This is a genomic window from Metabacillus litoralis, assembly GCF_003667825.1.
Classification (GTDB): Bacteria; Bacillota; Bacilli; order Bacillales; family Bacillaceae; genus Metabacillus; species Metabacillus litoralis_B.
This window is the reverse complement of record NZ_CP033043.1, coordinates 2127898-2148053: the sequence shown is the minus strand read 5'-3', so window position 1 is coordinate 2148053 and position 20156 is coordinate 2127898. Positions and strand designations below refer to the sequence as shown.

The 20156-nt window shown below is 32.3% G+C and carries 27 protein-coding genes and 1 pseudogene; 21 read left to right on the top strand and 7 right to left on the bottom strand.

Annotation, left to right across the window (positions count from 1 at the left end; translation table 11 throughout):
• The first annotated feature begins 123 nt into the window (after positions 1-123).
• The 7 genes from D9842_RS10555 (at position 124) to ypmT (ending at position 6113) form a co-directional block, all read left to right on the top strand.
• A complete protein-coding gene (locus D9842_RS10555) occupies positions 124-1098 on the top strand; it encodes a nucleoside hydrolase (protein WP_232273319.1) in 975 nt (324 codons plus the stop codon).
• A gap of 94 nt (positions 1099-1192) precedes the next feature.
• The gene (locus tag D9842_RS10550; RefSeq protein ID WP_121662496.1) at positions 1193-1777 is read left to right on the top strand and encodes an SCO family protein; all 585 of its coding nucleotides are present in this window, start codon (positions 1193-1195) and stop codon (positions 1775-1777) included.
• A gap of 161 nt (positions 1778-1938) precedes the next feature.
• On the top strand, positions 1939-2733 hold the full coding sequence (locus D9842_RS10545) for an SGNH/GDSL hydrolase family protein (RefSeq protein ID WP_121662495.1): 795 nt from the start codon (positions 1939-1941) through the stop codon (positions 2731-2733).
• 17 nt (positions 2734-2750) lie between these two features.
• Positions 2751-3326, top strand: coding sequence for a YpmS family protein (locus D9842_RS10540; protein WP_121662494.1), 576 nt, complete (start codon positions 2751-2753; stop codon positions 3324-3326).
• Positions 3327-3579: 253 nt separating this feature from the next.
• Positions 3580-4737, top strand: coding sequence for an FxLYD domain-containing protein (locus D9842_RS10535; protein ID WP_121662493.1), 1158 nt, complete (start codon positions 3580-3582; stop codon positions 4735-4737).
• 3 nt (positions 4738-4740) lie between these two features.
• Complete coding sequence (locus D9842_RS10530) at positions 4741-5862, top strand: S1C family serine protease (RefSeq protein WP_121662492.1); 1122 nt, start codon at positions 4741-4743, stop codon at positions 5860-5862.
• 50 nt (positions 5863-5912) lie between these two features.
• Positions 5913-6113 (top strand): protein YpmT, encoded by a 201-nt coding sequence (gene ypmT / locus D9842_RS10525; RefSeq protein WP_121662491.1) that lies wholly within the window; start codon positions 5913-5915, stop codon positions 6111-6113.
• 180 nt (positions 6114-6293) lie between these two features.
• On the opposite strand, the gene D9842_RS25870 is transcribed toward ypmT, so the two are convergent.
• Positions 6294-6467, bottom strand: a complete 174-nt coding sequence (locus D9842_RS25870) for a hypothetical protein (RefSeq protein ID WP_162987246.1) — start codon at positions 6465-6467, stop codon at positions 6294-6296.
• Positions 6468-6775: 308 nt separating this feature from the next.
• On the opposite strand from D9842_RS25870, the gene D9842_RS26330 reads away from it, so the two are divergent.
• Positions 6776-6904: a hypothetical protein gene (locus D9842_RS26330; RefSeq protein WP_257536029.1), complete on the top strand. Its 129-nt coding sequence runs from the start codon at positions 6776-6778 to the stop codon at positions 6902-6904.
• 56 nt (positions 6905-6960) lie between these two features.
• On the opposite strand, the gene D9842_RS10520 is transcribed toward D9842_RS26330, so the two are convergent.
• Positions 6961-7212, bottom strand: coding sequence for a DNA alkylation repair protein (locus D9842_RS10520; RefSeq protein WP_121662490.1), 252 nt, complete (start codon positions 7210-7212; stop codon positions 6961-6963).
• Positions 7213-7330: 118 nt separating this feature from the next.
• Positions 7331-7753 (bottom strand): MarR family winged helix-turn-helix transcriptional regulator, encoded by a 423-nt coding sequence (locus tag D9842_RS10515; RefSeq protein ID WP_121662489.1) that lies wholly within the window; start codon positions 7751-7753, stop codon positions 7331-7333.
• A 193-nt stretch (positions 7754-7946) separates the two neighbouring features.
• On the opposite strand from D9842_RS10515, the gene msrB reads away from it, so the two are divergent.
• From msrB to D9842_RS10485, 6 genes and pseudogenes are all read left to right on the top strand, one after another.
• Positions 7947-8906 (top strand): peptide-methionine (R)-S-oxide reductase MsrB, encoded by a 960-nt coding sequence (gene msrB / locus D9842_RS10510; RefSeq protein ID WP_121662488.1) that lies wholly within the window; start codon positions 7947-7949, stop codon positions 8904-8906.
• A 99-nt stretch (positions 8907-9005) separates the two neighbouring features.
• Positions 9006-9383, top strand: a complete 378-nt coding sequence (locus D9842_RS10505; RefSeq protein WP_121662487.1) for a VOC family protein — start codon at positions 9006-9008, stop codon at positions 9381-9383.
• A gap of 198 nt (positions 9384-9581) precedes the next feature.
• Positions 9582-9659: pseudogene (locus D9842_RS26325) on the top strand (YjcZ family sporulation protein); the annotation flags it as partial.
• A gap of 192 nt (positions 9660-9851) precedes the next feature.
• Positions 9852-10841, top strand: a complete 990-nt coding sequence (bioB, locus tag D9842_RS10495; RefSeq protein ID WP_121662485.1) for a biotin synthase BioB — start codon at positions 9852-9854, stop codon at positions 10839-10841.
• A 160-nt stretch (positions 10842-11001) separates the two neighbouring features.
• Complete coding sequence (locus D9842_RS10490) at positions 11002-11229, top strand: YozE family protein (RefSeq protein ID WP_121662484.1); 228 nt, start codon at positions 11002-11004, stop codon at positions 11227-11229.
• A 132-nt stretch (positions 11230-11361) separates the two neighbouring features.
• On the top strand, positions 11362-12033 hold the full coding sequence (locus D9842_RS10485) for a hypothetical protein (protein WP_121662483.1): 672 nt from the start codon (positions 11362-11364) through the stop codon (positions 12031-12033).
• 1 nt (position 12034) lies between these two features.
• On the opposite strand, the gene D9842_RS10480 is transcribed toward D9842_RS10485, so the two are convergent.
• Positions 12035-12229 (bottom strand): hypothetical protein, encoded by a 195-nt coding sequence (locus tag D9842_RS10480; protein WP_121662482.1) that lies wholly within the window; start codon positions 12227-12229, stop codon positions 12035-12037.
• A 161-nt stretch (positions 12230-12390) separates the two neighbouring features.
• Between D9842_RS10480 and D9842_RS10475 the strand changes: the two genes are divergently transcribed.
• Positions 12391-12573: a YozD family protein gene (locus tag D9842_RS10475; RefSeq protein WP_098799498.1), complete on the top strand. Its 183-nt coding sequence runs from the start codon at positions 12391-12393 to the stop codon at positions 12571-12573.
• A 46-nt stretch (positions 12574-12619) separates the two neighbouring features.
• On the opposite strand, the gene D9842_RS10470 is transcribed toward D9842_RS10475, so the two are convergent.
• Positions 12620-13690: a DUF2515 family protein gene (locus D9842_RS10470; RefSeq protein ID WP_121662481.1), complete on the bottom strand. Its 1071-nt coding sequence runs from the start codon at positions 13688-13690 to the stop codon at positions 12620-12622.
• 157 nt (positions 13691-13847) lie between these two features.
• On the opposite strand from D9842_RS10470, the gene D9842_RS10465 reads away from it, so the two are divergent.
• From D9842_RS10465 to D9842_RS10455, 3 genes are read left to right on the top strand one after another with little or no spacing between them, the layout of a single operon-like run.
• A complete protein-coding gene (locus D9842_RS10465) occupies positions 13848-14033 on the top strand; it encodes a hypothetical protein (RefSeq protein ID WP_098799500.1) in 186 nt (61 codons plus the stop codon).
• Complete coding sequence (locus D9842_RS10460) at positions 14033-14815, top strand: serine/threonine protein kinase (protein WP_121662480.1); 783 nt, start codon at positions 14033-14035, stop codon at positions 14813-14815. The genes D9842_RS10465 and D9842_RS10460 overlap by 1 nt, the downstream gene beginning before the upstream one ends.
• Positions 14816-14832: 17 nt before the next feature.
• Complete coding sequence (locus D9842_RS10455; protein ID WP_121662479.1) at positions 14833-15603, top strand: sporulation protein; 771 nt, start codon at positions 14833-14835, stop codon at positions 15601-15603.
• Between the two features lie 52 nt (positions 15604-15655).
• Here D9842_RS10455 and D9842_RS10450 read toward each other — a convergent pair whose 3' ends face one another.
• The gene (locus D9842_RS10450) at positions 15656-16219 is read right to left on the bottom strand and encodes a glutathione peroxidase (RefSeq protein WP_121662478.1); all 564 of its coding nucleotides are present in this window, start codon (positions 16217-16219) and stop codon (positions 15656-15658) included.
• Between the two features lie 320 nt (positions 16220-16539).
• Here D9842_RS10450 and D9842_RS10445 point away from each other — a divergent pair, with 320 nt between their 5' ends.
• Together D9842_RS10445 and D9842_RS10440 are read left to right on the top strand one after the other, a co-directional pair.
• Positions 16540-17718, top strand: coding sequence for a CapA family protein (locus D9842_RS10445; protein WP_121662477.1), 1179 nt, complete (start codon positions 16540-16542; stop codon positions 17716-17718).
• 197 nt (positions 17719-17915) lie between these two features.
• Positions 17916-18635: a YebC/PmpR family DNA-binding transcriptional regulator gene (locus tag D9842_RS10440; protein ID WP_121662476.1), complete on the top strand. Its 720-nt coding sequence runs from the start codon at positions 17916-17918 to the stop codon at positions 18633-18635.
• Positions 18636-18699: 64 nt separating this feature from the next.
• Here the strand turns inward: D9842_RS10440 and D9842_RS10435 are convergent, their stop codons facing one another.
• Positions 18700-19194, bottom strand: coding sequence for a CBO0543 family protein (locus D9842_RS10435; RefSeq protein WP_121662475.1), 495 nt, complete (start codon positions 19192-19194; stop codon positions 18700-18702).
• A 174-nt stretch (positions 19195-19368) separates the two neighbouring features.
• On the opposite strand from D9842_RS10435, the gene D9842_RS10430 reads away from it, so the two are divergent.
• On the top strand, positions 19369-20142 hold the full coding sequence (locus tag D9842_RS10430) for a MerR family transcriptional regulator (RefSeq protein ID WP_121662474.1): 774 nt from the start codon (positions 19369-19371) through the stop codon (positions 20140-20142).
• Positions 20143-20156 lie beyond the last annotated feature (14 nt).

Here is a 20156-nt window from a genome sequence, read left to right as displayed (position 1 = left end):
ATATAAAACCCAATTGTATTGGGTTAAAATATAAAAAGACATTGTGATAAAATCTACGCATAATTATTATAAAAAGAACAGTTAAGTGCAATGTATTATTTTAGCTAATCCCTCAAACAGGTGGTGTTAATCATCCGTAAAAAAGTGTTGTTTATCGGAGACTTTGGAATTGATGATATTGTTGCTTTACTTTTTGCTTATTATAGTAAGAGTATTGATATTGTTGGAATTGTAGTTGATTACGGAAATATCTCAAAGAAAAACGCCACTATAACAGCAAGATATATTCAAGAAATAACCCAGCTTACAGATATCCCTATTATTGGAGGAGCAGATCGACCGTTAACTGGGGAACAACCCACTTATTTCCCAGAAATTCATGGTGAATATGGACTTGGTCCGATTACTCCTGATTTGAGCGAACCGATTCCTGAATTCGAAAACTTTTATGAGATTTTAACAGTTATTAATCAATACCCAAATGAAATAAGTATTGTTAATGTCGGTCGTTTAACATCATTAGCAACAGCAATTGTTTTATATCCTAATTTCCTCTCACAAGTCAAAGAGTTTTTTATTATGGGCGGTGCATTCCTTTTTCCAGGTAATGCAACCCCGATTGCTGAAGCAAATTTCTATAGTGATCATTACGCAGCAAATCTAGTGATAAGCAATGTAGAAAAAGTAAAGATATTTCCTCTTAATGTAACCAATTATGCAATTATTCCTGATAACATCATCAATCAACTTGACCAATATTTTAAAAGAACTGGGGATAGTGTAGGACAATTATTAAAGCCAATTATCACCTATTATTCAGATTGGTATAAAAAAAGAGATCCCTCCATTTCGGGTGGACCAATGCATGACCTGTTAACACTCTGGGCAGTAACAAATAGCAACCAATTTCAATTTGTTGATAAGCCTGTAAAAATCAATACGGAAGATGGTGTGGCGAGAGGACAGAGCATTGGAGATTTCAGGCCTTATAAAGAGCTCGAAAAGTATCCTATACATTCTATTGCAATAAAATTTGATTATCAATTCTATATTGAGAATGTGTACAGTACCTTTGTAAATGGCAATAAGTTTTATTAATTATTCAAAAAAGCTTCACATCATTCATCTTCCCCTTTATGTCGTATTTTGATAAACTTTTCATTATGAACGAAACAGAAGGGTGAAGGTATTAATGAAAAAGAAAATGTTATGGAGTCTGATCGGAGCCACTATTCTTATTTTAAGTGCCTGCGGACAAAAATCACCTATTGAAAATCCACTTAACTATGAAGTTCAATCCTTTGAATATACAAACCAGGACAATGAGCAGGTATCATTAGAGGATTTAAAAGGAACGGTGTGGGTAGCTGATTTCATTTTTACTAGCTGTGATACAGTATGTCCACCAATGACAGCGCACATGGCGGAGCTTCAACAGAAATTAGAGAATGAAGGGCTTAATACTAGGATTGTTTCCTTTAGTGTTGATCCAAAAACTGATACTCCTGATAAACTTAAAGAGTTTGCAGAGCCATACTCAATTTCATTTGAAAACTGGGATTTTTTAACGGGATATTCACAAAAGGAAATTGAAGAATTTGCAAAAGAAAGCTTTAAGACTATTGTTCAAAAGCCAGAAAGTACAGACCAAGTGATCCATGGCACTTATTTTTATTTAATTGATCAAAACGGTACGGTGCTAAAAGATTACAATGGTGTTGAAAATCCGCCATATGATCAAATGATTACAGATATCAAAGCAATAAGCCAGGAATAAACAAAAGATAAGCCATGAAAAAAGATTCCATTAGGAGTCTTTTTTCATAAGATATAATAAAGTTAAAAGTTTAAAAGCTAACTTTTTTCAGGATTTAAAAAGCTTTTATCCATTGTGACATGATATAATGTTTTTTTGAAATTAAATAACGGGGTGATATTATGCTCCAAAAGCTTGTATTGTTTAGTATACTTGGCTTGTGCTTAACTGGATGTATGAATCAGCCTGCTACAAAACTAGAATATAAACCTGTATCTTTAAGCCAAAAGGATACTCCTTCTGAAGAGTTTTTTCCTAAAACGATGAAGGTAGTTGGGATAGGTGATTCTTTAACAAAGGGAGTTGGCGATGGAGCTGAGTTGGGTGGTTATGTTGGCAGGGTGACTGAAATGTTGGAAAAGCAGGATCACATTAAGGAAGTTTTGGTTGAAAATTACGGGGTAAAGGGACATAAAACATCTAATCTGCAAAAAAAGTTAACAAATGATAAAGTAATGGAATCCATTAAGAAAGCAGATATGATTGTTATGACTATTGGCGGGAATGACATCATGAATGTAGTTCGTCAGAATATTTTCTCATTGGACTTTGAACCTTTTAGAACAGAGCAAAAACTTTACGAGGAAAGATTAAGTAATATTTTTTACACAATTCGTTCTTATAATTCAGATGCACAAATTGTATTTGTTGGTCTTTATAATCCTTTTAAATATATGCTTCCTAATGTAACGGAAATCGATCAAATTATCGATGAATGGAACTCAGTTTCAAAACAGATGATAACGGAAGATGAAAATGGGATATTTGTATCTGTTGAGGATATCTTCTCTACTTCTGAAGTAGACAATAAGCTATTGTACAAAGATGAATTTCATCCTAATGAAAGCGGGTATACATTAATAGCTGAGCGAGTATATGATTCTATATCTAAAGCAGAAGTATCCTTAAATCAATAGGTAGAAAGAGTGATGTAATGAGAAGGTGGAAAATTTCTTTTTTTGTTCTAGCTGGGATTAACGTACTGTTTCTTTTGTTCGTGACAGTTTCTTCATTGATCCCAACTGAAAAACCTAGCGCACAAAACACGAAAGTTAGTAAGGAAGGAACTGTCCCTTTTCTTATTAAAACCCAGAAAAGTGATTTAACTCATTTAGTAAATCACTATTTAAAACAGGAAACAGATCAGCAAAATTTACAATATCGAGTGGAATTTGAAGATAAAGTAAACGTGTATGGAGTTGTAAAAGCTTTTAATAAAGATATTGACATGAAGTTAATTCTGGAACCGAAAGTTAAATCTGATGGAAATGTTCAGTTATTGGTTAATGAATTGTCAATAGGACAGTTAAAGCTTCCTGTGTCTTATGTACTAAAATATATGAATACCTATTATGATCTTCCTAAGTATGTGGTAATTGATCCAAGTAAAAAAATGATTGATATTTATCTTGATCAATTAACTTTAAAAAGTGGTTTAAGTGCAAGAGCTGAAAGCTTTAATTTAGAAAAAGATGACATCACATTTACATTATATGTTCCACTCCCGTAAGGTCTAACTTCAAATGTTAGACCTTATAGCTCTTTAAGGGGGGATTAGTTCTTTGCAGTATTGTTTTATTAAATAGTGAAAAATGGTACGAATTACCCCCAGGTTAAAACCTAGAATGATCTTGTTGAAACATGTATACTTATAGAATAGTATGTCGAATAAATAGATAGATTAATAGATACCAGAAGAAATGTATCTATTAGACGACGTATTAGTAAGCTCTAACTCTGACATTAGAGTGGGAGGGGTATAATTGTTTTGTATAAACTGTGGAGCTAGTTTTTTGGAAGAAAATGCGAATTATTGTTCCCATTGTGGGCAAAGAAGAAATGATCATCATAAATCAATTAACAAAAAAACTCGTTTACTCAGCTTCTTAATTCCAGTAGGAAGTTTTTTATCGGTTCTCTTTGTTCTAATTTTAGTTTATTCTCATGAAACTGAAGTAAATGGTAACGTCATTACTTATCAAGAAAAAGCAGAAAAGGCTGCTTTAGCAGGGGAATATAACAAAGCATTAGATTTTGTAGAAACCGGTCTTTCATATCGTAATAATTACGATATTCTAATAAATGAGAAAGAATTAATTTTAACAATTATCGAATTAAATGAAGATCTTACGGAAGTTGAACAAAAAATAATGGATGAACAGTATGAAAGTGCTCAGCGGGATCTTGATTTACTTAAGCGCCAAATGGCTACGAATCGATCACCATTATTTGTAAAACTTAGTCACGAAATTAAACAAGCCGAAACTTCCGTCAAGGTTGGGGAAATGAAAGAAGAAATAAATAAACTTGAATCTATTGATGAATTGGCTGATAAATTGGCCACTTTTTATTCGTTAGAATTACAAGAAGCTACTGAATTAAAACAACAGATTTATACGAAAATGGTCACAATTAGTTCGGTTAAAGCTGAAGAAAACTTGGCAAATAAACATTTTAACCAAGCGCTAAATATAGTAGATGAGGCATTACAGTATGTTGTCAATAATGAGAAACTGTTATCGCTAAAAGATCGAATTATAGAGGAAAAAGCCGGTTTTGAAAAAGCTGAACAAGAGCGAATTAATAAAGCTCTTCAAGCAGCTAAAATGGAAGAACAACATAATCTTACAAAAGCCGTGGAATTAACAGCAATCAATATAAAAGTTGATAAGTATGGTGATGCTTATATCAATGGTTCTGTGAAAAATAATGGGACAGAAACAGTACATTCCATTGTTATTGAGTTTACAGTTAGCGATGAAAAAGGAAAGGAATTAGAATCAGGTAAAACAAATGTGTTTCCAAATAAGCTGGAGCCAGGTGAAACTGGTGATTTTGAACATGTAACATATTCAACAAAAGAAAATGCAAAAGTTAACATTATGAATATTTCATGGCTATTAGAAGAGAAGAAAGGATAATTTATGAATAAGAGAATGATATATAGTATCATAGTATCCCTTCTAATTTGGATAGCAGGTGGGTTTGGCTATTTTTATATTAAAGAACAAACAACCAAAAATGTTTTTTCTGAGTCAACGATATTAAATAAAGTCGAAATTTCGAATAATGATCAAACTGTTCCGGAGATAAAGGAAATTATTCGTGAGGCTCAAAAGAAAGTTGTAATGGTGGAATTAGATGATGGTACTGTTGGTTCTGGCTTCTTATATAACGATAAAGGTGATATTATTACGAATGCACATGTTGTTAGTGGAGCTAGTGAGGTGAAAGTTAGAACAACAGATGCAAAAGGTTTAGATGGAAAAGTAATTGGAATAAGTACAGAAACTGATGTAGCAGTCGTTCGAGTTGAAGGTTTAAAGGATGTGGAGCCATTAAGTATATCACCAAATACCAAACTAGAAATTGGCGATGAAATATTGGCACTAGGTAGTCCATTAGGGTTTCAAAATACGGTTACAACTGGAATTATTAGTGGGACGGACAGAGAACTAAGTGTTGATCCGTATATTTATGAAGATGTGTATCAAATATCTGCACCCATTGCTCCAGGTAATAGTGGAGGTCCTCTGATTGACCGGCAAACAGGAGCTGTTATTGGAATTAATTCCGCTAGAATTGAGCAAGGAAATATCGGGTTTAGCCTCCCAATTAGTGCAGTATTACCACTTGTTAATAGTTGGTCGGAAACACCAATGAAGAACCTTCCTGTTGAACCTTCTATTGACGCAACCGTTGATATAGACGAAAATAAGATTATAGAAACATCAGATTATTTAATTAGCTACTTCATTGAGAGTATAACCTTTAATGATTTTGTCACTGCTTATTCCTTGTTAGGAAGTGAATGGCAGTCAAATGTCGATTATCAATCATTTCGTAAAAAGTATTTGAATATTTTATCTATAAGTATAAAAGAATTAAAAACCGTAAAAAAAGAAGAACAAATAGTCGTTGAAACAGTCCTTGAGATTGTGAAAAGAACAGGTAGTGGTCAAGAAACTTCTTCAACTTCTGTGAATTATGTGGTAGCTTACGAGAATGATCAGGCCAAAATTATATCAGAGAAAAAGCAGGATTGATTATTCATATATATATTCCTTGGATTGCTTAATAATATAAGGGGGTTATTATGAAAAACAAATTTGTTTTAATGGGAGTTGCAGCCATCATTATTGCGCTTATTTTCGGTGGAATTGCCTATCAGCATTTAGTTGCAGAAAATATGGATGAGGTGTACTTAAATGTCGCCTATAGCACATTGTGTTTGAGTATCGCAGTTTATGTATGGCATATTAAAGATGAAAAGCAAAAACATAAAAGTGAGAGTTAATTTATTAAAATGAGAGGGAAATCCCTCTCATTTTTTGTACACTAAAAGCATTAATTAGCAGCATTTGAAGAATTCCCACATAGTGCTAATTCTAAGTATAAAGTGTAAATGCAACTACTCATCACGCTTCATCTTTCAGGCTCACCAGTCAGCGAGCTTTCTAATTTAAATGTTTTATGATTATTCTGCTTCTTCTTCAGTTTGTTCAGTGCCCTCTTCAGTTTCTTCAGTACCTTCTTCAGTTTCTTCTACATTTGTTTCTTCTTGTTCAGTATCCTCTGTGTTGTTACATGCAGCCATTAAAAATACAGCAAGTAAAGAAGCTCCAACTTTTAATAATAAACTTTTATTCATTGTCTTTTCCTCCCATGTAACGTTGAGTAATTTATATGTGAACCAGTTGGCTCAACTTAATAATAATGGAAATTTCAGGTGTGCATAGACTTTTTACAGAATTTGTACATGATCTTAAAAAATTAAAAATCAATTAAAAATTCATTAATGATCTTTACAGTAATTTATTGTAAAACTAGTTCAATCGATACTTCCATTCCCTCTTCAATCAGACTGTGGTAGGAAAGTTTTTCATTTATTCATTGTCTACATAATTTCATCTTAAATGGAAAAAATGATGATAGCTATTAAGTAAAGGAGAGATAAGGTTGAAAAACAAAAATAAAAAATTAAGTTATGAATCAGATGGGAAAATGGGGAAGAAAGATGTGAAGTCCTCAAAAAAAGCCAAAACAGAAGACCCGATGTTTTTTAATATGACTCAAAATAGTGAGTGAAGAAAAGTGGAATAGATCTGCTCTTGACAGATTCTATTCCACTTATTTTCGTGATGTTAGTAAGACTGATTTATCTGTGCTCTTTTCACAAATGATATTTCGTCTTCAATTAAACCACAAGTTCCGCACTGTACTCGATAATTAGGACCTTTATATGAAACATGGAACGGATCTAAATTTGACTGCTGGAGCTCTTCTACTATATCTCCTGTTTGTGGGTTTAATTTAACCGGTTTTGCAAGCTGTTCAATAATATTAAACCGGGTCCGATTTGTTTTACAGTTTGGGCATAAATATGGTGAAGACATGATTCTGACCTCCGTAATAATTCTTATTTTCTTTAGTATGTATAAATTATTTTTTTATATGTAAAAAAGCTGTGGTTTGGATGTTCCACTCAAACCTACAGCTTTTAACAAATATATACTATTCTTTTAATAGTTTTTTAAATAATATAATGAAGTTTGCAATATCTTCATCACTAAAATCATTAAATTTTTCTAACAAAAAGTCCGTTTTCTTTTTTTCATATTGCTCAAGAATGCTCTTCCCATCTTCCGTTAAATGAATATCAACAATTCTACGGTCTTTGACAGAACGAACACGCTCAATCCAATTTTTTTCGATAAGCGAGTCAGTTACTGCTGTAATATGAGAAGCAGAAACATTTAGTATTTTGGATAAGTCAGATGACTTTTTTGGGCCAAGTTCATACAAAGTTTTTAAAATGAAAAATTCATTTCTAGACATTTCATTGTCATAAACTTGGTTCATTTCGTGACGAGTTTTCTTATAAACATCACGCATTAGGGCTTCCATCTCATACATCTTTTCTTGACGATTATTCAACCTAGTTTCCTCCGTACTATCAAAGTATCCTTTTAATTAGACTAAGGAATGTTATAGAAAGTGTCAAGGTTTATTAAAGAAAATGATGTTGGATGATAATATAGAGACTTTGCATAAAAAAGCTGTTTACTTTCTAAGTTTTATTGCATGATATATAATAGAATCCATTAGTTAATAGGAGGGAAGATAATCGATGAATAAGCACAAGTTGGAACTCGCTACATTTGCTGGTGGTTGCTTTTGGTGTATGGTCCAGCCCTTCGATGAGTTACCAGGTATCGAAAGCGTTATTTCGGGCTATACCGGGGGAAATAAGGAAAATCCTACATATGAGGAAGTTTGTTCAAATACAACAGGGCATCTTGAGGCTGTACAAATAACGTTTAATCCTGAAATATTTCCTTATGAAAAGCTGTTAGAATTATTTTGGCAACAAATTGATCCAACAGACCCAGGTGGTCAATTTTTTGATAGAGGAGAATCTTATAAAACAGCTGTTTTCTATCATACAGAAGAACAGAAGAAGTTGGCAGAAGCCTCAAAAGAGGAGTTAGAAAAAAGTGGAAGATTTTCGAAGCCTATTGTTACAATGATTCTTGAGGCAAAACCATTTTATCCTGCGGAAGAATACCATCAGGATTTCTATAAAAAAAGTACCGGTCGTTACAAACAATATCGAACAGGATCTGGTAGAGACCGATTTATACAAGAGCATTGGAAAGGTAATAACAAAGAAGATTTAAAATCTACTTTATCTCCTATCCAATATGAAGTGACTCAAAACAATGGCACAGAACCTCCTTTTCACAATGAGTTTTGGAATCACGAAGAAGAAGGTATTTATGTAGACATTGTTTCTGGAAAACCGTTATTCAGTTCAAAAGACAAATATGATGCAGGATGTGGGTGGCCTAGTTTTACAAAACCAATCCAAGACTTTGAAGTTGTCGAGAAAATGGATACAACGCATGGAATGATTCGTACAGAAGTTAGAAGTAAAACAGCTGATTCCCATTTAGGTCATGTATTTGATGATGGACCAGGTCCTAATGGTTTAAGATATTGTATTAATTCGGCTGCTTTAAGATTTATCCCTAAGGATGATTTAGAAAAAGAGGGGTATGGTAAATACGCTCAATTATTTGATAAATAGTGAAAAAGGCTGAATTGAGTTCGGCCTTTTTCTAGTATAGACACTCTTGCATTCTTTGTATTAAAATGGGAATAAAATAGAAAAAGAGGAGTAGAACAGATGTCAGTATTAGGCTTTGAGCATGTTGGAATACAAGTGGAAAATATTGAAAAAAGCATTACATTTTACAAAGATGTAGTTGGTCTTGAATTGCTCGATCAATTTTTACATACAGATGGAAAAATGAAGCTAGCATTTTTAGGTGTGGGAGGCAATATTATTGTTGAACTTATAGAAGGATATAATCCTAATTTACCTGATGAAGGAAAGGTTCATCATATTGCTTTTCAAGTTGATAATATTGAGAAAGAAAGAGATAGATTACGTGCGGCAAACGTAGAATGGATCTTTGAAGAGATCACAGAGTTGCCAAATGGAGCAAAGTATATTTTCTTTAGAGGTCCAGAAAAAGAATGGATCGAATTTTTTGAACGTTAAAGAAAGGAAACCGGGCTATGGATGTAGCCCGGTTTTTGCAATTCTTTTAAAAATTAGTTTTTTACCTACAAATAGGCGAATGCACATACGATACAACCCACCCATGACATAAAGTAAAGGGAAATCTAAATTCGATACGAGGAGTGAAACAATATGCATTGCTATTATGATTATGGATACCCAAGCACAGGTGGATATGGTTATGGAAATAGCTTCGTATTAATTGTTGTGTTGTTCATTTTATTAATTATCGTTGGTGCGGCTTACATTCACTAATTTTTTTGAAAAGGAGCTCCGATGTGAGCTCTTTTTTTGAGCCGATATAAGTTAGTTCATAATATAGCATTAAGTGTGCACCTATATTAGGAAAATATTATGCTTTTTATGTTAACTATAACGATAAAATGGTTGACATAACAATACCCATTCATTACCATTATTATAAGTAACCTAAGGGGGAATGGGAAAATGAATTGGGGATTATTGGCGGACGATGTGATAAATGGAAGAGCTTTAACCAGGGTAGAAGCGAAATCAATTTTAACGTGTGATGATGATGACTTATTATTACTATTAAATGGTGCATTTAAGATTAGAAAACATTATTATGGAAAAAAAGTGAAACTTAATATGATTATCAATACTAAATCAGGATTATGCCCTGAGAATTGTGGTTATTGTTCACAATCAGTTGTTTCAAAGGCACCAATAGAGAAATATAGAATGCTAGATAAAGAATCTATTTTAAAAGGTGCAGAGCAAGCTCATAACTTAAAAGTGGGTACATATTGTATTGTTGCAAGTGGCCGGGGGCCAAGTGATAAGGAAGTTGATCAAGTAACAACTGCTGTTGGTGAAATAAAGGACAAATATGGATTGAAAATTTGTGCATGCCTAGGTATCCTAAAACCAGATCAGGCAAGGCGTTTAAAAGAAGCTGGAGTAGATCGTTATAATCATAATATAAATACATCGAAAGAACATCATTCTTCTATCACGACTTCGCATACATACGAAGATCGTACGAATACAGTTGAGTTGGTAAAGCGAAGTGGTATTTCACCTTGTTCAGGTGTTATTGTTGGAATGCGTGAAACATTAGATGATGTGTTGAATATGGCATATAGTTTAAGAGAATTAGATGCAGATTCAATCCCGGTAAACTTTTTACATGCAATAGATGGCACACCTCTTGAAGGGACAAATGATTTAAATCCTAGATATTGTTTGAAAGTACTAGCTTTATTTCGTTACATAAACCCAACAAAAGAAATTAGAATTTCTGGGGGCCGTGAAGTGAATTTAAGGTCTCTACAACCACTTGGCTTATATGCAGCAAATTCCATATTTGTAGGAGATTATTTGACAACAGCGGGGCAAGAAAGCACTGCAGATCATAAAATGCTTAAGGATCTTGGATTTGAGATAGATTTTCAGTATGAAGAAATGAGTGTTTAAAATGAACCGAAACTAAACCACAGTAAATCTCCTGTGGTTTTACTTGTTTTATTTAAGAAATAACATTAATTAAGGGAGAAAATATAATCGAGGCTTGATTAAAGTTCTTCAGTTGTATTATCCTAGTCTTTAATAAGCAAAAACAACGGGGGAATAACGGATGAAGTCTTTTTATCATTATTTAATGAAATATCGTCATCCAAAACCAAAGGATGATTTATCTAAATTTGCCAATGATGCATATCTTGATCATGCTTTTCCGAAGACAACTGATCGTTATGATGAGCTGAGTTCTTATTTGGAGATGAACGGTCATTATTTACAAAGTATGTCAGTTTTCGACGATGCCTGGGATCGTTATCAGAATGAAATTTTAAGAAGAATATAACTAAAAGGACAAAGATGAACAAACGCTCATCTTTGTCCTTTTGGTTTTCCTTGTAAAAAACTATCCATGACGAATTTTAAGTTTCAGCATATACTATCTTATCCTTACAATCACGACAAAGGAGAGATGGAAATGAAAAATAAAAACAGACCAAAATTTAAAATAGGGGATATTGTCGTGATTATTATGTATGGAACCGTGGGTACCATAACTAAGCTCCATTTTGTTGATCATCAATATGCGTACGAAGTGAATTATGGTGATATTTTGTATTATGAAAATGCCCTTCAATTATTTTCTGATTATGAAGGATCTCTTATTGAGACAGAAAAAATAAACATTGATGTTCACTATCAAATAGGTGATATTGTTTTAGTTAAAGGATACGGAAGCTCTTTATTTCGCATTGTAGGTGTGAGAACAGAAGTGTGGAGATATGCGGAGGACGGGTGGGAAGAACTAACGTATGAATTAAACCGTATGTCCGATGGAGAATGGTTAGAAGCTACTGAGGATGAAATGAGCCTAATGATCAGCAATCAAGAGGCTGAGTCTTTTATGCAGCAGCTTCATTTGCATAATACAATTTCAGACGAAAGTCGATATTATGCTTCTATGATTCATAGTTACATTGGTCTTGAGTCAACAAAACAACCTGTTGAAGAAGAAAATTATAAAAAATTAATAGATGAAATGCTTGATATCTATAACGATTATGAAACCTTATTTAAAATGTTTCACGATGAAGAATACAAGGATATGATGAACTTAATTTTAAAGAGCTTATATAGATATAAAGACTAGTTTATAAGGCCAAAGAGATAATGAGATAAATAAGGTAAGGAACACAGAAAAAGACCATTCCATAAAATAGTGCTTTTAATGAAATCTCTAAAAGAGAATCAAAGCCGTTGCCATCAATAAAATCTAGTACACGTTGTTTAGAATTTTGTTGTTTCTTTTCACTATAAACTGAAGGATATTGAATGTCTTTTAACATATTGATTTCCGCCCCTTTTTTAGCTTGTCCACTTAAAACTATCTATATGTTGTCACTCTTTATTTATTCCTGTTCATTTTATAAAGTCCTATAAAAAAATTATTCATTGATTTGCATATGTCCCTTCAAATGGACATAAAAAATAGAAGGGGGGCGATATTGTGAAGGAAATAGAAGTAATTATTGATACTGAGGAGATTGCTGAGTTCTTTTACAATGAGCTCACAAAAAGAGGGTATGTTCCAGGTGAAGAAGAACTTGGAGAACTTGCAGATATAACATTCGATTACCTTCTTAACAAATGCATTATCGATGAAGATTTAGACTATGAAGAGAATGAATAGGAAGAATACTAGGGAGGCTGACATGAATGTATGTCAGCCTTTTTTATTATGTTAATAGATCTTTCATAGTTGACAATGCCTTAATAAGTTTTAAATCATGTTTCACATTTTTTGAGATAACCTGAAATTCAATATTAAATGGGGTATGAAAATGTCTTATTTGTGAAAAGTCAAAATACCAATCCTGGTATTTTTGGAATATGTGTGGAACATCCTCCCAAGCCTTACTTAGTGGTGGGCTGTAAATTTTATTAGCATTCATTTTGTTATTGGTGAAAATATGAGGCCAATAATCATGACGTGAAGCTGTGTGTTCATATTTAGTAGCAAATTGAGAAAATGAAGTAAGCCAATTTTTTGAAAAAAGGATGCTGTATAGTTTCTTACCAGTATCTATTCTAGTCTTAACAGAAGAAAAGTCATGAACTTCTAAACCTGCTAATGAATGCTTATTTAAAAAGCGATAGCGTTTAAAAGGAAAAAGCACATGTGTGAATCCTAATTTTTCCTGAAGCAAATACGTAAATGAATGTAGAACAGTTTTTTTTGTGAAAGGAAGTGTCATTAAGTGTTTTTCAACATAATGCTGTTCATTGGTTATTAATGCATATGTTAGCAGTGAAGATTGTTGTGAAGTAAAGAAGAATTTCCAAATTGGGATCATGAATTTAGAAACATGAAAATAAGGTAATAAATCGAAGTAATCAGTAGAATCTTCTTTGCTTTTTTTATAAAGTAATAGCTGTGGATAAGCATCATGAAAAATCAGAGCATTAGCTCTTTCTAAAAAATGAAACAGAATGGTTTGTTGCTTGCTTTCAACAAAAGATTCAAGTAAAGGACTTTTCAAATCAGTCATATTGTATCCACCATTGCGTGAAACCATATGCGCAAGAAAAGCCCAATGAATCTCTGGATGTTGATGATAAAATGTTAAATACGCATTTGTTCTAGTAAGATTATTTTTATTGTGAATTTTTGTTTCATTAGAAATAGTGTTGATTATTTCTCTTTCTTTTTGTGTAATAACAAAAGGAGGAGATTTTTTCAATATGTTCTTTAGTTGCTGCTCAAGAAACTGGTCGTTTGCTTTTTTATTTCTAAATTCGTCAATCATAATTAAACCGTCCTTTAAAGTAGGCTGTTTATTACAGTAGTTGTAGTTAAATTCCTATTTTATTTGTATGAAATTTTTGAAACCTTTGTTCTTTCTTGTCGTATATACTAATGAGATATAATAAAAAAAATAAAATTTTTAGAAAGAGGGATTTAATATGTTAAAGAAAATCCTTAAATCTTTATTATCTTCAAGTAAACATTCACATTCATATCGAAGAAGTTACAGTTCGAGTGATTTTAAAAGAAGAAAATCTCATCATTATCACCCGTCAAAATATGGACATCAACACTACAAAAGAAAGCATAAATCAAGTGGGTTTTTTAGTTCATATAGTAGTTAATGAATAAGTTCACCAAAAAGTGGATTGAACTAACAGAGCAACCATTAAAAGCTCATCAAACTGTAAATGAGAAATATGTCATTAAGAAGCTTTTAGGTAAAGGTAGCTATGGGTTCACATATTTAGTGAAAGATGAAGAAAATCAGCATAAAGTGCTAAAGCAATTACGGAAATATAAAATGCTTGAAAAGTCTGGAGAAGAATCTTTTAAACATGAAGTCACTATTTTAAGAACTTTAAACGATTCTTCTATTCCAGCTTTTTATGATGAATTTATAGAAAATCAAAAACACTTTATTGTGATGGAATATAAACAAGGTAAAACATATGAAGAACTTATTTTTTTAGAAAATATGACTTTTTCAGAAGAAGAAGCATTGAAGGAGCTTTATGACGTACTTGAATTAGTAAAATTGTTTCATGATATTGGATGGGTTCACCGCGATTTACGTATTCCTAATATTTTAAAAAACGGAGCAGAAAAGTACATTATTGATTTTGGTCTGGCTAGATTCATAAAGGATGATACTTCTGAACAATTTGATTCTTTAGAGAAAAAGTTGTTTCGAGAAGTTTCATTTAAAAGTGATTTTTATGCATTAGGTCATTTTCTTTTATTTTTGCTTTATTCCTCATTTCAACCAAAAACTAGGGAAAAAAGGTCATGGGAAGAAGAGTTGGATATTACAGACCATTCAAAAAGAATACTGCGTAAAATGCTTCAATTAGATGAACCATATGCTGAGGTCAATCAAATTATGAAGGATATTAAAGGGTTATAAAATGAGGAGGAAACAGAATGTCATTTTTTAATAAAATCCTGGCAAGTGTTGGAGTTGGTTCTGCAAAGGTTGATGCTAAACTTTCTAAATCATCCATCACGATTGGTGAAAAAGTAGAAGGAGTTATTGATGTACAAGGTGGAAATGTAGAACAAGCGGTAGATGAGATCTATTTAACAGTCAACACTAATTATGAAAAAGAACAAGATGATCGCGTAATCAATAAGCATGCTGTGATCGCAACCATTAAGTTAAATGAACCGTTTGTCATTATGCCTGGAGAAACTAAAACATTCCCTTTCCAAATTGAAATGCCATTAGACACACCGGTTAGTGTAGGTTCATCACAAGTATGGATTCAAACAGGTGTGGACATAAAAGGTGCTGTTGATCCACAAGATCGAGATGTTGTGACAATTTTACCTAATAAAATGATGGATCACATTTTAAATGTTTTGAAAGAATTAGGCTTTTCCTTAAGAAAGGTCAAAAACGAAGAGGCTTCATTTAAATTAAGAAAAAGATTACCGTTTGTACAAGAATTTGAATTTATTCCAACATCGGGTACGTATTATGGAAAATTCGATGAAGTGGAAGTTATGTTTTTCTTAATTGATGATCAAAAAATAGAAGTTGTAGTAGAAGTCGACCGCCGTGCAAGAGGGCTTGCTGGTCTTTTTTCAGAAGCACTTGATTTAGATGAATCTATTATTAAATTTACAATAGAAGAAAATGAACTAAATCAAGTTAAAAGCATTTTTAAGGAAATTCTAGAAAATCATAGTTAGAAAAGAAAAACTATTGGAACAGAATAGTGTTCCAATAGTTTTTGGCATGTATTTAAGCTGTTACATTATTTAATAATGTTTCTATATCCTGCTCCATGTCAATAGGATCTGTTGTACATTCAAAACGTTTTACAACGTTACCGTCCTGATCAATTAAGAATTTTGTGAAGTTCCATTTAATTGAGTAATTATCTGTTAAATATTCTGGGTGTTTTTCATTTAGTAACGGAATTAGTATTTTTGCAACAGGATGGAAAGGATTAAATCCCTCAAAAGGTTTACTTTGTGATAGATAATCGAATAATGGGTGAATGTTTTCATCTCTTACATTTGTTTTTTGGAATAATGGAAAACTAACCCCATAGTTTAATAGGCAGTTCGCTTGAATGGTATCATTTGAATCAGGTTCTTGGTTATCAAATTGATTACAAGGAAACCCTAAAATGACAAAATCTTTTTCTTTATAGCGATTGTATAGCTTCTGTAAGTCTTCATATTGATATGTAAATCCGCATCTACCTGCAGTATTAACAATTAATAATACTTTTCCTTTATACTCTTCAAGAGATCTTTCCATTCCATTCATTGCTTTTGCTGTAAAATTGTATATACTCACAAAAATTCCTCCACGGTTAATAGTTATTTTTTCCTAGGAAATTTGACTCAAACCCATTATACATGATTAATTTAATCAGTTAAATATAATTCATTCATACTAATCAACTTTTTTTGTACTAATAAAACATAAAGATTTACGATAGAATAATAGTGTAGGTAATTTGTTTTAAAAAAATGTAACAATTAGGTAGAAAATATCGTTATATGTATATTAAACTATTCTTATTTAAGCTCTAACTTATAGTTGCATTTATATGTTGAAGTTTTAGGTTTTAAAGTATGCTACATAGAGCACTTTTGTAAAAAGGGGAAAAAGAAATGGACGAGAAACATGCATCTCTATCAAGGGTAACAAATCGCAGGAAACGTAGAAGACTAAAAAAGGTTTATAGAAGGATTCTTTTTGGGATTATTTTTATTTTAATAGTTAGTTCTGCTTATTCACTCCTAAAATCAGAAAAATCAGCAGTTGTAACGACCTCAGAGCATGATGGAAAAGAGAGTGTTATATCTGAAAAACAACTAGTGGAAGTGCCAAGTGATGTAGATGCATCAATAAAAATTAGTGCTGCTGGTGATTTTACTCTAGGTATGGATGAAAACTTTGATTATAACGGTTCATTTGTTCAAACAGCTTCTACAAATGGTCTGTCTTACTTTTTAGAGGGACTTAATGATGTTTTTAAAGAAGATGACTTTACTACTGTTAATTTAGAAACAACCTTAACAAATGCAACAGAAAAAGCTGAGAAAACATTTCGTTTTAAAGGAGATCCTGAATATGCCCAAATTCTAAAACTGGGTGGAATTGAGGCAGTCAATTTAGCAAATAATCATATCTTTGATTATAAGCAAAAAGGATATGAAGATACAATTGAAGCTTTAAAAGAGAAAGAGGTTGGGTATTTTGGTTATGAAAATCAATATATAACAACCATTAATGAAGTTGAAATTGGTGCACTTGGTTACGAAGGATGGGAAGATACCGAAGAAATCCGTACAACAATCGAAAAAGATATACAGTCTCTAAGAGAGCAAGGAGCTCAAATCGTGTTGATCCACTTTCATTGGGGAGATGAGAAACAATATGTTCCAAATGAGGATCAAAAATCACTTGCAAGATTTAGTGTGGATGCTGGAGCAGACTTAATATTAGGTCATCATCCACATGTTTTACAAGGAATTGAAGAGTATAACGGAAAGTTTATTGTCTATAGTCTTGGGAACTTTATGTTTGGAGGAAATAAAAACCCTTCAGACAAAGATACGTTTGTTTTTCAGCAAACGTTTCATATAAAAAATGGAAAACTTACTGATAAAAAAGAAATTAATGTCATTCCGTTTTCGATTTCATCGGTTTCAACTCATAATGATTATCAACCAACCTTATTAAGTGGGGCGGAATATGAAAGAGTTAAGGATAAAATCATTCATTTTTCTAATCAAGTAAATGGATCTGATTGGATTGTTTATGATACAGAGGAAGTTTCAGAGTAATTTCTAGGGCAGGAAGGCTTTATTGCTTTTCTGTCTTTTTGTCATACTAATTAGTTTTTTTACTTTCCTTTTTCAACATTTAATATCTTTTAACATAATGAGTAAATAAGGTATAATAGAGTTTAGTGATTATGTTTAAAGGATTACAATATATAAGTTTTTAGTAGTAGATTTAACGTTGAAAGTGAGTGTTTTTAATGGGTCGTAAATGGAATAATATTAAGGAAAAAAAAGCTTCTAAGGATGCAAATACTAGTCGTATTTATGCGAAATTTGGTCGAGAAATATATGTTGTAGCAAAGCAAGGTGAGCCAGATCCAGAAGCTAACCAAGCATTAAAGGTTGTTCTTGAGCGTGCAAAAACATATAGTGTTCCAAAAACAATTATTGATCGAGCAATTGAAAAAGCAAAGGGTGGAACAGAAGAAAGCTATGATGAGCTTCGATATGAAGGATTTGGACCAAATGGTTCTATGGTCATCGTTGATGCTCTTACAAATAACGTGAATCGTACAGCTTCAGATGTTCGTGCTGCATTCGGAAAAAACGGTGGAAATATGGGCGTTAGTGGGTCTGTAGCTTATATGTTTGATGCAACAGCTGTTATTGGGGTTGAAGGAAAAACAGCTGATGAGGTGTTAGAACTTTTAATGGAAGCAGACGTTGATGCAAGAGATATTTTAGAAGAAGATGATTCTGTTATCGTTTATGCAGAACCGGATCAATTTCATGCTGTACAAGAAGCATTTAAAAGTGTTGGTGTAACGGAATTTACTGTCGCTGAACTAACGATGCTTGCGCAAAGTGATGTAACATTATCAGATGATGCAAAAGCTCAATTCGAAAAAATGATTGACGCGTTAGAAGATTTAGAAGACGTAAAACAAGTCTTTCATAATGTGGACTTAAGTGAATAATTCTTATACTAAACCTTCGTTTCTATTCTACGAAGGTTTTTTATTTGGATTGCTATGAAATGCATTAAATATAGTGAAATATTTCTAAAAAGAAGATCACAAAAAAGACCGATAAAAACAACGCTCTAATAGGATAAATATAATGAAATCTAATCATTGGAAACATAATTATGATAAAAAGAAATGACCATGCTAAGTTCCACCCATGATGATAGGTTAGAATTTCTGTCATCCTTCCAAACCATTCTCCAATAAAAAAAATTAGTACCCAACGTAAAATATAAAGAAATTTCTTAAAGGGAATAGTAGGATAATTTGATAAAAAGATAAAAGCTATTAGAGGGTTAATAATTAAATTATGTAAAAAATGAACATTCATATGTGAAATAAAAGGACCAGTTTCTAACTCCCAAAGATGGTAATGAGTATGCGATATATATTCATATAAAAAGCTAGCTAATGACATATAAAGCATTGTTGGATAATATTGCTCCCATTCATTCCACTTAGCTTTTTTAATAGCTAGATATATAACAAAGGATAAAATTAGGAAGTGCATATAATTACTCCTTAAATCATACTGAGCTTTATTATCTACATGTAATTTACAAATAATACCATAATTTAGTGTCGGTAATTTTTTTGAGCCTTTTTACCTATAATTTCTTTTGAAATAAGTTATTTACATTAACGTAACGTAAGGCTTTATGATTTTTATAAGGGGGGGCTAAAGATGGAATATACAGTAAAAAAGCTAGCAACATTAGCTGGAGTGAGTACAAGAACATTACGATACTATGATGAGATTGGAATTCTTAAGCCGGCAAGAATCAACTCATCAGGCTATCGTATATATGGACCTGCTGAAGTTAATATACTACAGCAAATCATGTTTTATCGTGAACTTGGGGTTGAGTTAGATTGTATTAAGCAAATCTTATCTTCTCCATCATTTGATCAAACAGCGGCCCTTGAAGAACATTTAGAAAATCTTTTATCTAAACGAGCACAACTGAATGTTCTAATTGAAAATGTAAGAAAGACAATTGCTACAGAGGAAGGGAGAATGAAAATGACTGACAAAGAAAAGTTTGAGGGCTTTAAAGATCAATTAATTGAAGAAAATGAACAAAAATACGGAGAGGAAATTAGATTAAAATATGGTGATGCAACAGTTGACAAATCAAACAATAAATTAAAAAACATGACTCAAAACCAATATTATCAAGTTGAACAATTAGGTGCTGAAGTTTTAAGCAGTATTAATGAGGCATTTAAAACAGGAGACCCAGGAAGTGAGATTGCTCAAAAAGCAGCAGATTTACATCGCCAATGGTTAAGTTTTTATTGGGATCATTATACAAAGGAAGCCCATGCAGGACTAGCACAAATGTATGTTGAAGATGAACGTTTTACAGCATACTACGATAAAGAAAATAAAGGAACTGCTGAATTCTTAAAAAATGCAATCTTGATCTATACAGGTCAAGTCAAAGCTGATGAATGAATATAAGGTCACCA

What these genes read in the sequence shown, in the direction of transcription:
- D9842_RS10550 (WP_121662496.1), top strand. Translation starts at nt 1,193, where the DNA reads ATGAAAAAGAAAATGTTATGGAGTCTGATCGGAGCCACTATTCTTATT.
- D9842_RS10545 (WP_121662495.1), top strand. Translation starts at nt 1,939, where the DNA reads ATGCTCCAAAAGCTTGTATTGTTTAGTATACTTGGCTTGTGCTTAACT.
- D9842_RS10540 (WP_121662494.1), top strand. Translation starts at nt 2,751, where the DNA reads ATGAGAAGGTGGAAAATTTCTTTTTTTGTTCTAGCTGGGATTAACGTA.
- D9842_RS10530 (WP_121662492.1), top strand. Translation starts at nt 4,741, where the DNA reads ATGAATAAGAGAATGATATATAGTATCATAGTATCCCTTCTAATTTGG.
- ypmT (WP_121662491.1), top strand. Translation starts at nt 5,913, where the DNA reads ATGAAAAACAAATTTGTTTTAATGGGAGTTGCAGCCATCATTATTGCG.
- D9842_RS25870 (WP_162987246.1), bottom strand. Translation starts at nt 6,467, where the DNA reads ATGAATAAAAGTTTATTATTAAAAGTTGGAGCTTCTTTACTTGCTGTA.
- D9842_RS10520 (WP_121662490.1), bottom strand. Translation starts at nt 7,212, where the DNA reads ATGTCTTCACCATATTTATGCCCAAACTGTAAAACAAATCGGACCCGG.
- msrB (WP_121662488.1), top strand. Translation starts at nt 7,947, where the DNA reads ATGAATAAGCACAAGTTGGAACTCGCTACATTTGCTGGTGGTTGCTTT.
- D9842_RS10505 (WP_121662487.1), top strand. Translation starts at nt 9,006, where the DNA reads ATGTCAGTATTAGGCTTTGAGCATGTTGGAATACAAGTGGAAAATATT.
- bioB (WP_121662485.1), top strand. Translation starts at nt 9,852, where the DNA reads ATGAATTGGGGATTATTGGCGGACGATGTGATAAATGGAAGAGCTTTA.
- D9842_RS10490 (WP_121662484.1), top strand. Translation starts at nt 11,002, where the DNA reads ATGAAGTCTTTTTATCATTATTTAATGAAATATCGTCATCCAAAACCA.
- D9842_RS10485 (WP_121662483.1), top strand. Translation starts at nt 11,362, where the DNA reads ATGAAAAATAAAAACAGACCAAAATTTAAAATAGGGGATATTGTCGTG.
- D9842_RS10480 (WP_121662482.1), bottom strand. Translation starts at nt 12,229, where the DNA reads ATGTTAAAAGACATTCAATATCCTTCAGTTTATAGTGAAAAGAAACAA.
- D9842_RS10470 (WP_121662481.1), bottom strand. Translation starts at nt 13,690, where the DNA reads ATGATTGACGAATTTAGAAATAAAAAAGCAAACGACCAGTTTCTTGAG.
- D9842_RS10465 (WP_098799500.1), top strand. Translation starts at nt 13,848, where the DNA reads ATGTTAAAGAAAATCCTTAAATCTTTATTATCTTCAAGTAAACATTCA.
- D9842_RS10460 (WP_121662480.1), top strand. Translation starts at nt 14,033, where the DNA reads ATGAATAAGTTCACCAAAAAGTGGATTGAACTAACAGAGCAACCATTA.
- D9842_RS10455 (WP_121662479.1), top strand. Translation starts at nt 14,833, where the DNA reads ATGTCATTTTTTAATAAAATCCTGGCAAGTGTTGGAGTTGGTTCTGCA.
- D9842_RS10445 (WP_121662477.1), top strand. Translation starts at nt 16,540, where the DNA reads ATGGACGAGAAACATGCATCTCTATCAAGGGTAACAAATCGCAGGAAA.
- D9842_RS10440 (WP_121662476.1), top strand. Translation starts at nt 17,916, where the DNA reads ATGGGTCGTAAATGGAATAATATTAAGGAAAAAAAAGCTTCTAAGGAT.
- D9842_RS10435 (WP_121662475.1), bottom strand. Translation starts at nt 19,194, where the DNA reads ATGCACTTCCTAATTTTATCCTTTGTTATATATCTAGCTATTAAAAAA.
- D9842_RS10430 (WP_121662474.1), top strand. Translation starts at nt 19,369, where the DNA reads ATGGAATATACAGTAAAAAAGCTAGCAACATTAGCTGGAGTGAGTACA.